Below are 12,634 nucleotides of genomic sequence, written 5' to 3'. Positions count from 1 at the left end.
ATGCGCCCTGCCCGCTCCATGAGATTCGCCGCATCCCTCCGCCGCCGGCTCGCCGCCGCCGTGCTCGGCTGCCTCGGCGCCGCCGCCGCGCACGCGGCGGCGCAGCCCCTGCTGCTGCTGACCGACCCCGCCGCGCTGCAGGCCGCCGAGCGCGAAGGCGCCGGCTTCGCGCGCTGGTTCGGCGTGGCGCCCGGCGCCGACGGCGTGCGCGACAACCGGGCGCTGGCCACCTCGCGCGCGTGGAACGACCTGCGCCGCCCGCTGGCCGAGGCCGTGCACACCACCGGCCGGGGCGATCCGCAGGCGGGCGTGGGCGTGGCGCGCTACACGCACCGGCTGTTCGACGTGCGCTGGCTGGAAAGCCCCGACGCCTACTTCGAGCTGGTAGGCGTCGCCAACCGCATGGACCGCCGCCCCTTCCACGACGGCGCCTGCGGCGAGGCGCGCCTGGTCTACCGCCTCGCCTACCGCACGCCGGCCATGCAGTCGCGCCTGCCGATGACGCTGAGCGTGGAACTGCGCGGCGACGCGCCGGACGCCGCCGGCAGCTGCGCCGCGGCGGCCCGCCGCTGGACGCCGCCGCCCGGCCTCGCGGGCGCTGCCCTGGGCCGCTGGCTGCTCTCCGCCGACGGGCCGCTCGCCCCGCCGCGGCTGGCGCGCGAGCGCATCGCGCAGGTCGCGGTGAACCTGCAGAGCGTGCGCTGGCCCTCGGGCGTGCGGCCCGACCTGGGCGGCCATGCCGAATACGTGCTGCGCGCCTTCCGCTGGGACGCCGGCGCCGGCCGCTACGTGGCCGGGCCGCTGGAGAACACGCCCGACGTGAAGCGCCTGCGTGCGGATCCGGCCCTGCGCGCCGAACTGCTGCGCTGGCTCGGGCAGCCCGCGCAGCGGCAGGCCCTGGATGCGGGCACGCTGCGCATCCCCGAGCGCTTCCTCGCCACCGAGGTCCGCTCGGTGACGCCGCGCGGGCTGGCGCGGCGGGGCAACCGCCCCTTCGCGCAGGTCTTCCGGCCCACGGAGTGGCAGGCCGTGCCGGGTTCGCACACCCTCGGATCGCCGGCCGCCGTGCTGCGCCGCCTCGACGACCTGAGTTGCGCGGGCTGCCACCAGAGCCGCGCCGTGGCCGGCTTCCACCTGCTCGGCGAGGACCGGCCCGGCCTCACCCGCGGCTTCACGGCCGGCAATGCGCTGGCGGTGGCGCATTCGCCCCACGTGCAGGACGAACTGGCACGCCGCGCCGTCTACCTGCGGCGCACGCTGGCCGAGGGCACGGCGGACGCCTTCCGGCCGCCGGCCGAAGGCGGCGGCCCGGAAGGCGCCTTCGGCGCCGCCTGCGGCCTGGGCGACCCGGGCTTCGCAGGCTGGCGCTGTGCCGGCGGCCTGCGCTGCCAGGCCGAGGGCGGGCCCAGCCACGACGGCACCGTGGGGGTATGCATGCCCGAGGCGCCGGCGGTGGGCGGCCTGTGCGAGCCGTCGCGCATCGCGCCGCGCGCCGACCCGCGCGAGGACCGCGCCCTGCTCTCGCCGCGCCGGTCCTGCGGCGCGGACGCGGTGTGCGAGCGCACGTCGGTGGGTTTCCCGGGCGGCATGTGCTCCGGCCGCTGCGAGCCGGGCGCGGCCGACGGCGTGTGCGGCCGGATCGCCGTGCTGGACGACTTCAACCGCTGCCTGGCGCAGCGGCAGCCCTTCGCGCAGTGCCTGTCGCATACGCGCCCGGGGCAGTTGCGGCGCTGCTCGGCCACGCAGGCCTGCCGCGACGACTATGTCTGCGCGCAGTCAGGGGAAGACGCGGCGGGCGCCTGCATTCCGCCCTACTTCCTCTTCCAGATGCGGGTGGACGGCCACCCCTGACCAGGGGCGGGCGGCGCTCAGCCGTTGTGCCGCTTGACCCAGGCGACGTACTTGTCGACCCAGGCCTGCAGGAACTTCTTCGTCGCCTCGTTGCCGATGTGGCCCTTGTCGTCGAACAGGTCGTCCTTGTTCTGGATGAAGGCCTCGGGCTGGCCCATCGTGGGCACGTCGAGGTAGGCCAGGATGTTGCGCAGGTGCTGCTGCGCCAGCGCCGTGCCGATGGCGCCGACCGACACGCCGATCACGCCCGCCGGCTTGCCGGCCCAGGCGCTCTGGCCGTAGGGGCGCGAGCCCTGGTCGATGGCGTTCTTCAGCACGCCGGGGAGCGAGCGGTTGTACTCGGGCGTGACGAACAGCAGGCCCTGCGCCTTGGCGATCTCGCCCTTGAACGCCTGCACCACCGCCGGCTGCTTGCCGTCCAGATCCTGGTTGTACAGGGGCAGGTCGTCGATGCGCAGGTGCTCGAAGGTGAAGTCCTCGGGCGCCAGGTGCGCCAGCGCGAGGGCGAGCTTGCGGTTGAAGGACTCCTGGCGGATGCTGCCCACGAGGACGGCGATGCGGTACTGGCTCATGGCGGATTCAACTCCTGATCGGGTGGGAACGGAAAACCCCGCCAGCATCCGGGGCCCGGAGCGGGCCGTCTGTCAGCCGGCGGCGCGGATGGAAGCTTCAGCAGTCGCCGGGGCGGCCGCCTTTCGCCTTCTGCAGGCTGGCCTGCGTGATGCTGGCGCCGGGCGGCACGTCGTCGGTGATCCACACATTGCCGCCGATGGTGGCGCCCTTGCCCAGCGTCACGCGCCCGAGGATGGTGGCGCCGGCGTAGATCACCACGTCGTCCTCCACCACCGGGTGGCGCGGCAGGCCCTTCTGCAGGTTGCCGTCGGCGTCGGTCGGGAAGCGCTTGGCGCCCAGCGTCACCTGCTGGTACAGGCGCACGCGCTGGCCGATCACGGCCGTCTCGCCGATCACGATGCCGGTGCCGTGGTCCATGAAGAAGCCGGGGCCGATGGTGGCGCCGGGGTGGATGTCGATGCCGGTCTGCGCATGCGCGCGCTCGGCCACCATGCGCGCCAGCAGCGTCAGGCCCAGCTCGTACAGCGGGTGCGCGATGCGGTGGTGGATCATCGCCTGCACGCCGGGGTAGCACAGCAGCACCTCGTCCACGCTGCGCGCGGCCGGGTCGCCCTGGTAGGCGGCCATCACGTCGGTGTCCAGCAGCGTGCGCACGGCCGGCAGCCGGGCCGCGAACTCGCGCACGCGGCGCGCGGCCTCCTCCTCGATCTGCGCCAGGTCCACCGTCTCGTGGCGCCGCTCGTGCCGCAGCTCCAGCACGGCCTGCGTGTGCAGCTGGTGGAGCACGGTGTCGAGGGTGTGGGCGACGTAGAAGTCCTCGCTCTCCTGGCGCAGGTCGGACGGGCCGAGCCGCATCGGGAACAGGGCTCCGGTCAGCGCCTCGACCATGCCGGCCACCACCTCCCGGGAGGGAAGCTGCCGCTCCCCTTCCGTCAGCGCCCGCTGCTGCGAGTGGCGCCATCCGTGGCGCACCTCGCGCAGCGCCGCCACGATCTCGTCGACTTGGAATTTGCTCATGCGGGAATTGTCCATGGGCGTGGGGGCGCGAGCATCGCACGCTTTGCGAACCCATGCCGGCGGTCAGGCCGCCACCCCCTCGGCCGCCGAGGGCCGGCGCCGCGCCGTGGCGGCGCAACCCACCGAGGCGCCCATCACCAGCGCGATCGCCAGCCACTGCGAGAAGCTCAGCCGCTCGCCCAGCAGGCCCAGTGCCAGCAGCGCGGCCACGGCGGGCTCCATGCTGATCATGATGCCGAAGGCCTCCTTGGGCAGACGCTTGAGCGCGACCATCTCGAGCGAGATCGGGATCGCGCTGGAGATGGCCGCCACGCACAGGCCCATCAGCAGCACGCCCGGCGCCAGCAGCGCCGCGCCCGCATGCGCCACGCCCACCGGCAGCACCACCAGCGCCGCCACGCTCAGGCCCAGCGCCACCGAATGGCCCGCATGCAGGTGGCCCAGCCGCTTGCCGAACACGATGTACAGCCCCCAGCAGGTGGCGGCCGCCAGCGCCCACAGCACGCCCACCGGGTCGAGCGTGCTGCCGCCCAGCCCCTGCCCGACCGGCAGCAGCAGCGACAGGCCCGCGACGGCCAGCGCCACCCAGACGAAATCGAGCGCGCGGCGCGACGAGAGCACCGCCACCGCGAGCGGCCCCGCGAACTCGATCGCCACCGCCAGGCCGAAGGGGATGGTGCGCAGCGCCATGTAGAAGCTCAGGTTCATCAGCCCCAGCGTGGCGCCGTACAGCACGACAGCCCGCGCGTCGCCGCGCCGCAGCGGCCAGCGCCAGGGCCGCCAGATCGCGAGGAGCAGCAGCGCCGAGAAGCCCACGCGCAAGGCGGTGGTGCCCTGCGCGCCGACGGCCGGGAACAGCGCGTGCTTGGCCCAGGAGGTGCCCAGGCCCAGCGCCGTGACGGCGCCCAGCACGGCCAGGAAGGGAATCAGTGTGGCCGGCGCGCGGCTCGGTTGGGGGGACATCGGGTGAAGTATCGCCCGCGGCCCCTTGCGACCGCGGCGCTTGCGTCGCGGCGCCCGACGCCGCGCCACCGAGTCGAGCACAATGCGCCGACCACGCGGTGTCCGCACCGCGCCTGGTCACCGACGTTCACGCAGCCGCCTGTGCGCGGCTTTCCGGATGAGGACTACGACATGCAGAAAACCAAGCCACTGGCCCTGGCCGCAGCGGCCTTCGCCCTTGCCGGCCTCCTGGCCCCGGCAGGCGCCCATGCCGGCAAGACGCTGGACGCCGTCAAGCAGCGCGGCAGCGTCAAGTGCGGCGTCACCAACGGCGTGGCCGGCTTCTCCGCGCCCGACACCCAGGGCCGCTGGTCGGGGCTGGACGTGGACAGCTGCCGCGCCATCGCCGCCGCCGTGCTGGGCGACCCGCAGAAGGTCGAATTCGTGCCGCTGAACGCGCAGCAGCGCTTTGCCGCGCTGCAGGCCGGCGAGATCGACATCCTGGCGCGCAACACCACGTGGAACCTCACGCGCGATGCCTCGCTGGGCGTGTCCTTCACCACCATCAACTACTACGACGGCCAGGGCTTCCTGGTGCCGAAGAAGCTGAAGATCAGCAGCGCCAAGCAACTCAAGGGCGCGACCATCTGCACCCAGTCCGGCACCACCAACGAGAAGAACGTGGCCGAGTGGTCCAAGGCCCAGGGCCTGCCGGTCAAGACGGTGGTGTTCGAGAGCTTCGAGGCCTCGTTCAAGGCCTTCTTCTCCGGCCGCTGCCAGGCTTTCACCACCGACACCTCGGCGCTGGCGGGGCTGCGCAACAAGGAAGCGCCCAACCCCGACGACTACGTGATCCTGCCCGAGCTGATCTCCAAGGAGCCCCTGGCGCCGGCCGTCAAGCGCGGCGACGACGAATGGTTCGCCATCGCCAAGTGGGTGCCCAACGCGCTGATCGAGGCCGAGGAACTGGGCATCACCCAGGCCAACGTCGACCAGCTCCGCGCCGACAGCAAGGACCCGGCCCAGCAGCGCCTGCTGGGCACCGGCGACGACCTCGGCAAGCTGCTGGGCCTGGACAAGGACTGGTCCTTCCGCGCGATCAAGGCCGTCGGCAACTACGGCGAGATGTTCGAGCGCAACGTCGGCGCCAAGTCCGCGCTGAAGCTGCCCCGCGGCGCCAACAACCTCTGGAACAAGGGCGGCCTGCTCTACGCCTTGCCGGTGAAGTGAGCCCCCGGGGCGCCGTCAGCCGCGTGCCGGCCGCGCTGTGGGTGCTGCTGGCGGCGGCCGCGTCGGCGGCGGCGCTGTGGCTGCTGCGGGGCGTGCCCGGCCTGGAGGCGCCGAGGGACTGGCTGCAGGCGCACTTCGGCTTTCTGGAACAGCCGGCCGGCTTCGGCATCTCGGAAGGCTGGCTGGACTTCGACTCCGGCCACTCCTATGCGCGCGCCTTCGCCACAGGGGTGACGAACACGCTGCGCGCCGCCGTGCCGGCCGCCCTGCTGGCCGTGGCCCTGGGCACGATGCTGGGCATCGGCCGCCTCGCGCCGCACCTGCTGGTGCGCGCCGTCTGCACCGCGTACGTCGAGACGCTGCGCAACGTGCCCCTGCTGGTGCAGTTGCTGATGCTGTATTTCGCGCTCACGCACCTGCTGCCCGACGCCGACGCGCCGCTGCGCATCGGCCCCGACGTGTGGCTGGACAAGGGCGGCCTGGCGATGCCCTGGCCCGTGTGGGACGGCGGCTGGTGGCCCGCCCGGCTGGAGCGGCCGGAGCAGACCGCCTTCGGCGTCGCCGGCGGGGCCGCGCTGAGCCCGGAATACCTGGCGATCACGCTGGGCCTGGGCCTGTACAGCGCGGCCTTCGTGGCCGAGATCGTGCGCGCAGGCATCCAGTCGGTGTCGGCCGGCCAGAAGCTCGCGGCCCAGGCGCTGGGCATGCGCGGCGGCCAGCAGCTGCGCCTGGTCGTGCTGCCGCAGGCGCTGCGCCTGATCGTGCCGGCGCTGACCAACCAGTTGCTGAGCCTGACCAAGAACTCCTCGCTGGCGGTGGCCGTGGGCTACCCCGAGGTGGTGTCGGTAGCCAACACCTCGCTGAACGCCACCGGCCGCGCCTTCGAATGCCTTGCCATCGTGATGGCGGTGTACCTGCTGCTGTCGCTGCTGACCTCGGCCGCGATGGGCATCTACAACGCGCGCGTGGCGCTGCGGGGGTGGCAGTGAGCGCAACACCCTGGCGCACCGAGCTGTTCGGCTCGCCGCTGCGTGCCCTGGTCTCGCTGGCGCTGGCCGCGCTGCTGGGCTGGGCCCTGTGGCATGCGCTGGACTGGGCGCTGCTGCGGGCCGTGTTCCAGCCCGACGCCCAGGCCTGCCGCGCGTCCGCGCACGGCGCCTGCTGGGGCGTGGTCGCGGAGAAATGGCGCCCGCTCCTGTTCGGCCGCTACCCCTATGCCGAGCAATGGCGGCCGGCACTGGCGGTCACCCTCCTCTCGGCCGCCACGCTGGCCAGCGCCTGGCCGTCCTGCTGGCGCTGGTGGCTGGCCCCGCTGTGGGCCGCCGCGCTGGCGGCGTGCATCGCGCTGATGCGCGGCGGCGTGGCCGGGCTGAGCGTCGTCCCCACGAGCCAGTGGGGCGGGCTGCCGCTGACCATCGCCCTGGCCGTGGTCGGCCTGGCGCTGGCCTTTCCGCTGGCCCTGGTGCTGGCGCTGGCGCGCCGTTCCACCTGGCCGGCGGCGCGGGCGCTGGCCGCGGGCTACGTGGAACTGGTGCGCGGGGTGCCGCTGATCACGGTGCTGTTCATGGCCTCGTACCTGGTGCCGCTGCTGTGGCCCACCGGCCATCGACCGGACGTGCTGCTGCGCGTGCTGGCCGGCCTGGCGCTGTTCGTCGCGGCCTACCTGGCCGAGATCATCCGCGGCGGGCTGCAGGCGGTGCCGCGCGGCCAGGTCGAGGCGGCCACGGCGCTGGGCTTCGGCCGCTGGGCGGTGCAGCGCGACATCGTCCTGCCGCAGGCGCTGCGCATGGTGGTGCCGGCGCTGACCAACAGCGTGGTCGGCACGCTGAAGGACACCTCCCTCGTCACCGTGGTCGGCCTGTTCGAGCTGACCGGCGCGCTCGGCCTAGCGCTGGGCGGCGACCCCGTCTGGCGCCCCTTCTACCTGGAGGGCTACCTGTTCATCGCGCTGATCTACTGGTGCCTGTGCTTCGGCCTGTCGCGTTACAGCCGCTGGCTGGAGCGGCGGCTGCGGGCGGACGCGGGCTGAAGCGGATCATCCCGGCGCGGTGCGCGCAGTCGACGATCTCGTCGCTCTCGCCCACGTGCTGTCAGCCCCGGTTGCCTTCACCAAGGGACGCACCAGCCCCTGGGCGGCGCGCGCCCTCAGTTGCCCGCAGCCGCCATCGACGTCCTGGCCCGCCGAATCGCGCAGCTTGGTCAGGATGCCCCGCTGGTGCAGGGTGCGGGCCATCTGCTGGCAGTGCGCCCATGCGGGCCGGCTGAAGGCGGCCCCGTCCACGGCATTGAAGGGAATGAGGTTGAGCACGCCGTACCGGCCCGACAGCAGCCGCACCAGGCCCTCGACCTCCTCGGGGCCGTCGTTCACGCCTTCGAGCAGCGTCCACTGGTACTGCACGGGATGGCCGGTGGCGCGCGCGTAGCGCTCGGCCTCGGCCACCAGTTCCTCGGGCGCGAGCCGGGGCGCGCGCGGGAGAAGCTGGCTGCGCAGCGCGGCGCGCGTGCTGTGCAGCGACAGGGCCAGCGCGGGCCGCACGCGCGCCTGGTGCAGCCGCTCGAAGGCGCGCCGGTCGCCCACGGTGGAGAAGACGAGGTTCTTGTGCCCCACATTGCCCACGGTGCCGAGGAACTCGATGGCGTCGAGCACGTTGTCCAGGTTGTGGGCCGGCTCGCCCATGCCCATGAACACCACCTTGCGCACCGGCCGGCGCGCGCGCGCGAGGGCCACCTGGGCAACGATCTCGGCGCTGCCCACCTGGCGCAGCAGGCCGTCGCGGCCGGTCATGCAGAAGCGGCAGCCGACGGCGCAGCCCACCTGCGACGAGACGCACAGGCCGTCGCGCGGCAGCAGCACGCTTTCCACCGTCTGGCCGTCCGCCAGCGCCACCAGCAGCCGTTCGGAGCCGTCGGCGCCGGGATGGACCGCCTGCAGGCGCGCCAGCGCGGCCAGTTCGGCTTCGATGGCCGGCAGGGCCGCCAGCAGCGGCGCGGGAAAGAAGCGCTGCGGCGGGCGCCTGCCGCTGTCGCTGTGCAGCGCGTGTGACCACACGCGCAGGATCCGCTGCGCGTGGCTGGGGCCGGCGCCCGCGTCGCGCAGCCGCTGCTTCAGTTCGTCGATGCGCATGCAGGGCCTCGGCCCCGGGGGAGGGACGGATGCCGGCGCCGCCGCGGTGGATGTCATGGCGCTTCGCTCCTGAGCTGGCGCAATTGCTCCGTCGCGAGGTCGAGCGCCTTTTGCAGCGCCTCGATCTCCTGCTCCAGCTTCCGGATGTGCGCCGCGCGGCTCTGTGGCTGCGGCGCGGTCAGCGTATCGCAGCGCGCATTCAGCGCTGCCAGCGTATCGGCCAGTTGCCGCCGGCGCAGCATCTGGCCGCGGGAACGCGCGAGCTGCATGTCGCGCTCCAGCGCGGCCCGCTCGGCGACGCAGGCCGCGGCATCGTTCGCCGCTTCCCCGCCGGCCTGCGCGAACGCCAGCGGCGCGGCCAAGGCCAGCGCGGCGGCCCAGCCTGAAGCCATCGCACGCATACAAGGTTCCCCGGGGTTTGGACGTGCCGCATGCCTGTGTGCCGGCGACGATGGGCGATGGTATCCGAGGGAATGCGCCGGGCTGTGGTGAAGGGGCCGGTCCTACCGGGGCGCCGATGGCAGGGGGGCACGCGCCCGAATCAGAGGGTCTTGGCGTAGAAGGCGGTCAGCTTGGCCATCGCGGCGTCCACGTACCTGGGCACCCAGTAGGTCTCGATGTGCGTGGCCCCCTCGATCCTGAACAGCTCCTTGTCCTTCGTACCGCCGGCCTTCACGAAAGCATCCTCGCTCATGTACAGGCTGTCGGCCTTGCTGCCGGCGATCATCAGGAGCGGCCTGTCGATCAGCTCGACCCGGTCGGTGGCGTCCCAGCGCATCAGATCCAGCAGGCTGCTGGTGGTGTACCTGAAGGTCGAGCCGGAGTGCGCATGCGTGCGCCAGTAGTACTCGTAGCCCTGGCGGTACATCTCGAACGGCAGCGCGGCGATCTGCTCGTCCGTCATGTCGGCGTCGCCCGAATAGAGCACCTTGCCGCCAGCGGCTTCCTGGGCGCGCGCGTCGGACGCTTGCTGCAGCCGCTCCTGGATGGTGTTCAGCTGCGAGTCGGCGAAGCCGTTGCGGCGGACCCGGCCGGAGTTGAACATGCTCAGCGTGGCGACCGCCTTGAAGCGCTTGTCGCTCTGCGCGGCGGCCAGCGTGTAGCCGCCGCCGCCGCAGATGCCCAGCACGCCCAGGCGGTCCTTGTCCACCCCCGCATACCGGGTGATGAAGTCCGCCGCGCCGTGGAGGTCCTCGATGCGATGCGCGGGCTTGTCCACGTTGCGCGGCTCGCCGCCGCTGCCGCCCTGGTACGCCGCATCCATCGCGATGGTGATGTAGCCCAGTTCCGCCAGGCGCTGCGCATACAGGCCCGCCACCTGCTCCTTCACGCCGCCATTCGGGTGGGCCACAACGATCGTGGGATATTTTTTCTTCGGATCGTGGTTGGCCGGCGTATAGACGTTGGCCGCAATGTCCAGGCCATTGAGCTTGTACTTGACCGGATGGATGTTGACCTTGCCCGGCTGGTTCTTCGTGATGGCACCGCCATAGGTCAAGGTGAACGGGTTCTTCCTGTAGTCCTCGGCGAGGGCTGCGCCGCCGGAGGCACCGGCAATAGCTGCCATGAGGGTGGCCTTCATTGCGGTGCGCTTCATGGGTGGTTCCTTGCAAGTGGGGTGAATGTCGCGGGGCGCTTCAGCGCTTGGGCGGCGCTTCCACGCCCGTGGCATCCAGCACGGGTTTCGAAAGGCGCGCGCCCCGGATCGGAATGGCTGCCACGGCCGCGTTCAATTCCTTCAACTCGGCGGTGCTGAAGGTGATCGCGGCGGCGGCGACGTTCTCCTCCAGGTGGGCCACGTTCGTGGTGCCCGGGATGGGCACGATCCACGGCTTCTGCGCCGTCAGCCAGGCCAGCGAAAGCTGAACCGGCGTGACGTTCTTGCGTGCCGCCCAGGTCTTGACCAGATCGGCAAGCGCCATGTTGGCCGGCAGCGCATCGGGCGCGAAGCGCGGGACGGCCGCGCGGAAGTCCTGCTGCCCGAAGCGGCTCGTGGCGCTGACGTTGCCGGCCAGGAAGCCCATGCCCAGCGGGCTCCACGGCACGAAGCCGATGCCCAGTTCCTCGCACAGCGGCAGCACCTGGGCCTCGGGGCCACGGTACAGCATCGAGTACTCGTTCTGGATCACGGCCACCGGGTGTTCCCGGTGCGCGCGGCGGACCGTCTGCAGGCCCGGCTCGGACAGGCCGTAGTGCAGCACCTTGCCTTGCCGGATCAGGCCCTTGATGGTGCCGACCACGTCCTCGATTGGTACGGCCGGATCGACCCGGTGCTGGTACAGCAGGTCGATGCGGTCGGTGCGCAGGCGCCGCAACTGGCCCTCGACGGCTCGCCGGACGTGCTCGGGTCGGCTGTTCACCCCCGGACGCCGCTGGCCCGTCGCCAGATCCATGTTGAATCCGAACTTGGTGGAGATGACGGCGCGCTCGCGCCGGCTGCCCTGCAGCGCCTCGCCGAGCAGTTCCTCCGACATGAAGGGGCCGTAGACCTCGGCGGTGTCGAAGAAGTTGACCCCCAGATCCGTCGCGCGTTGAATGAGCGCGACGCCGCCTTGGCGGGTGGTGCGGCTCTGGTACAGGTCAACCACGCCTTGCGGGCCGCTGGGATGCCACTGCACGCCCAGGCCGATGGGAAACACCTCGAGGGGACCCAGGCGGCGGCGGACAGCGGATGTGGATCTGCCTGCCGTGGCAGCAGGAGCGCCGGCTGTCCGGGCGCAGGCGGACAGCAGCCACGGGGCAACGCCCAGCGTGGTGGCCGCAGCCAGCAGGCGGCGACGGGTCGAGTCGGTGGGAATTGTGCTCATGGCAAGTTCTTTCATGGCTTGGCTGTCAGTCCAGCTTTTTCTCGGCCAGAAACGTCGACACCAGGTCGGCGATCTGGACGTTGTTGAGGTCCGACATCAGGAAGTGCGTGTTGCCCCGGATGCCGATCTGCGGCAGATGCACCAGTTGCGCATCGCCACCGTGCTTGTTGATGGCCGCAACCCAGCGCCGGGCCATGGCCAGGCGCACGCGCCAGTTGTCCTGGCCGCGCTCGGTGGTCGGCTCGACGGGGAAGTTGTCGCCGTAGAAGATGGCGATGGGGATGCGGGTGAGCTTCTGGAAATCCGCCAGCGGCACCGCCTCGGGCGACAAGGTGCCGGCAGCACTCGTCATCGCCGGGGGCAGTTCGCCTTCCGGGAAGATGAATCCACTGCCCGGTTCGAGCGCGACGATTCCTTTGACGTTCCGGCTCTTGATCGCCGTCAGCCAACCCGGCCCGCCTGCCTGCGAGTGCGAGAACAGGATGCCGGGCCCGGTCTTGTCGAACAGCGCGGCCATGGCATCCGAGATCACGCCCGCGTCGTAGGGGCCGGTGTTGGGCGTGACCGAACGGAAGAACTGATCCAGCGTCTCCGGCTTGCGGTCGAACTGGACGTTGCCGAAGTAATTCGGCCACTTCCCGAGCCGGAATTGGTCGAAGAAGAGCTGATCGAAGGGCGTAGGCTCGACCGTCGCCGCGGCGGTGCTGTTGCCTGCGCGGCCGCGACGCGGCTGGTCGACGAGATAGACCGGAAAGCCGCGGCGCAGGAAGAGGGTCTGAAACCCTTCGCGGCCGTCCGCAGTGGTCTCCCAACTGCGCGCCGACTGGTACGCGCCATGCAGCATGACGATGGGCAGCGGCCTGGGGTTCTGCGGGACTTGGTAGAAGGCGTAGAGGTGGTCGCCGTGGAAGGTTTGCCCTGCGGAGGTCGGGGCGTTGTTGTTGTAGGTGCCGGGCGTGCTCACCACCTTCCCGCCGACAGCGAAGCTGCCTTGTTCCTGGATCACCAGGGGTGAGCCACCGGGAAGGGCCGTGCAGGCGGCAAGCGAGGTCAGCGTCATGGCGGCCAGCGCGGTCTTGACGGCTGCCAT

Annotated in this window: 12 protein-coding genes; 4 read left to right on the top strand and 8 right to left on the bottom strand. The window is 71.9% G+C overall.

The window, feature by feature from the left end; genetic code table 11:
- Nucleotides 1–18 precede the first annotated feature (18 nt).
- Nucleotides 19–1,851 carry a hypothetical protein gene (locus tag Q392_RS27635; protein ID WP_038216335.1) on the top strand — a complete coding sequence of 611 codons (1,833 nt, stop codon included), beginning with the start codon at nt 19–21 and terminating at the stop codon, nt 1,849–1,851.
- Nucleotides 1,852–1,868: 17 nt separating this feature from the next.
- Here the strand turns inward: Q392_RS27635 and Q392_RS27630 are convergent, their stop codons facing one another.
- The 3 genes from Q392_RS27630 to Q392_RS27620 form a co-directional block, all read right to left on the bottom strand.
- The gene (locus tag Q392_RS27630; RefSeq protein ID WP_038216332.1) at nt 1,869–2,423 is read right to left on the bottom strand and encodes an NADPH-dependent FMN reductase; all 555 of its coding nucleotides are present in this window, start codon (nt 2,421–2,423) and stop codon (nt 1,869–1,871) included.
- A 97-nt stretch (nt 2,424–2,520) separates the two neighbouring features.
- Nucleotides 2,521–3,441: a serine O-acetyltransferase EpsC gene (gene epsC / locus Q392_RS27625; protein ID WP_038216330.1), complete on the bottom strand. Its 921-nt coding sequence runs from the start codon at nt 3,439–3,441 to the stop codon at nt 2,521–2,523.
- A gap of 63 nt (nt 3,442–3,504) precedes the next feature.
- Nucleotides 3,505–4,404, bottom strand: coding sequence for an EamA family transporter (locus Q392_RS27620; RefSeq protein ID WP_038216327.1), 900 nt, complete (start codon nt 4,402–4,404; stop codon nt 3,505–3,507).
- A 171-nt stretch (nt 4,405–4,575) separates the two neighbouring features.
- On the opposite strand from Q392_RS27620, the gene Q392_RS33980 reads away from it, so the two are divergent.
- From Q392_RS33980 to Q392_RS27605, 3 genes are read left to right on the top strand one after another with little or no spacing between them, the layout of a single operon-like run.
- Complete coding sequence (locus Q392_RS33980) at nt 4,576–5,613, top strand: amino acid ABC transporter substrate-binding protein (RefSeq protein ID WP_038217331.1); 1,038 nt, start codon at nt 4,576–4,578, stop codon at nt 5,611–5,613.
- Nucleotides 5,610–6,602 carry an ABC transporter permease subunit gene (locus Q392_RS27610; RefSeq protein WP_245610843.1) on the top strand — a complete coding sequence of 331 codons (993 nt, stop codon included), beginning with the start codon at nt 5,610–5,612 and terminating at the stop codon, nt 6,600–6,602. Before Q392_RS33980 ends, Q392_RS27610 begins: the two co-directional genes overlap by 4 nt.
- Nucleotides 6,599–7,642, top strand: a complete 1,044-nt coding sequence (locus Q392_RS27605) for an amino acid ABC transporter permease (RefSeq protein WP_245610842.1) — start codon at nt 6,599–6,601, stop codon at nt 7,640–7,642. Before Q392_RS27610 ends, Q392_RS27605 begins: the two co-directional genes overlap by 4 nt.
- A gap of 6 nt (nt 7,643–7,648) precedes the next feature.
- Here the strand turns inward: Q392_RS27605 and Q392_RS27600 are convergent, their stop codons facing one another.
- From Q392_RS27600 to Q392_RS27580, 5 genes are all read right to left on the bottom strand, one after another.
- Nucleotides 7,649–8,737: an RNA methyltransferase gene (locus Q392_RS27600; protein ID WP_051954017.1), complete on the bottom strand. Its 1,089-nt coding sequence runs from the start codon at nt 8,735–8,737 to the stop codon at nt 7,649–7,651.
- Between the two features lie 53 nt (nt 8,738–8,790).
- Nucleotides 8,791–9,138, bottom strand: coding sequence for a DUF1090 family protein (locus Q392_RS27595; protein WP_084217446.1), 348 nt, complete (start codon nt 9,136–9,138; stop codon nt 8,791–8,793).
- A gap of 140 nt (nt 9,139–9,278) precedes the next feature.
- Nucleotides 9,279–10,304 carry an alpha/beta hydrolase gene (locus Q392_RS27590; RefSeq protein WP_245610857.1) on the bottom strand — a complete coding sequence of 342 codons (1,026 nt, stop codon included), beginning with the start codon at nt 10,302–10,304 and terminating at the stop codon, nt 9,279–9,281.
- A 70-nt stretch (nt 10,305–10,374) separates the two neighbouring features.
- Nucleotides 10,375–11,544, bottom strand: a complete 1,170-nt coding sequence (locus Q392_RS27585; RefSeq protein WP_245610841.1) for an aldo/keto reductase — start codon at nt 11,542–11,544, stop codon at nt 10,375–10,377.
- Nucleotides 11,545–11,569: 25 nt separating this feature from the next.
- Entirely contained in the window at nt 11,570–12,634 is a 1,065-nt protein-coding gene (locus tag Q392_RS27580) for an alpha/beta hydrolase (RefSeq protein ID WP_038216306.1), read from the bottom strand.

Origin of the sequence: Xenophilus azovorans DSM 13620 (genome assembly GCF_000745855.1) — a bacterium.
Taxonomy (GTDB): domain Bacteria; phylum Pseudomonadota; class Gammaproteobacteria; order Burkholderiales; family Burkholderiaceae_C; genus Xenophilus; species Xenophilus azovorans.
Note: the sequence above shows the minus strand (reverse complement) of the source record. Positions and strands in the feature narration are given on the sequence as shown.

Coding starts and splice junctions, on each gene's coding strand:
- Q392_RS27635 (WP_038216335.1), top strand. CDS start 19: ATGAGATTCGCCGCATCCCTCCGCCGCCGGCTCGCCGCCGCCGTGCTC.
- Q392_RS27590 (WP_245610857.1), bottom strand. CDS start 10,304: ATGGCAGCTATTGCCGGTGCCTCCGGCGGCGCAGCCCTCGCCGAGGAC.
- epsC (WP_038216330.1), bottom strand. CDS start 3,441: ATGAGCAAATTCCAAGTCGACGAGATCGTGGCGGCGCTGCGCGAGGTG.
- Q392_RS27600 (WP_051954017.1), bottom strand. CDS start 8,737: ATGCGCATCGACGAACTGAAGCAGCGGCTGCGCGACGCGGGCGCCGGC.
- Q392_RS27595 (WP_084217446.1), bottom strand. CDS start 9,138: ATGCGTGCGATGGCTTCAGGCTGGGCCGCCGCGCTGGCCTTGGCCGCG.
- Q392_RS27620 (WP_038216327.1), bottom strand. CDS start 4,404: ATGTCCCCCCAACCGAGCCGCGCGCCGGCCACACTGATTCCCTTCCTG.
- Q392_RS27630 (WP_038216332.1), bottom strand. CDS start 2,423: ATGAGCCAGTACCGCATCGCCGTCCTCGTGGGCAGCATCCGCCAGGAG.
- Q392_RS27580 (WP_038216306.1), bottom strand. CDS start 12,634: ATGGCAGCCGTCAAGACCGCGCTGGCCGCCATGACGCTGACCTCGCTT.
- Q392_RS33980 (WP_038217331.1), top strand. CDS start 4,576: ATGCAGAAAACCAAGCCACTGGCCCTGGCCGCAGCGGCCTTCGCCCTT.
- Q392_RS27585 (WP_245610841.1), bottom strand. CDS start 11,544: ATGAGCACAATTCCCACCGACTCGACCCGTCGCCGCCTGCTGGCTGCG.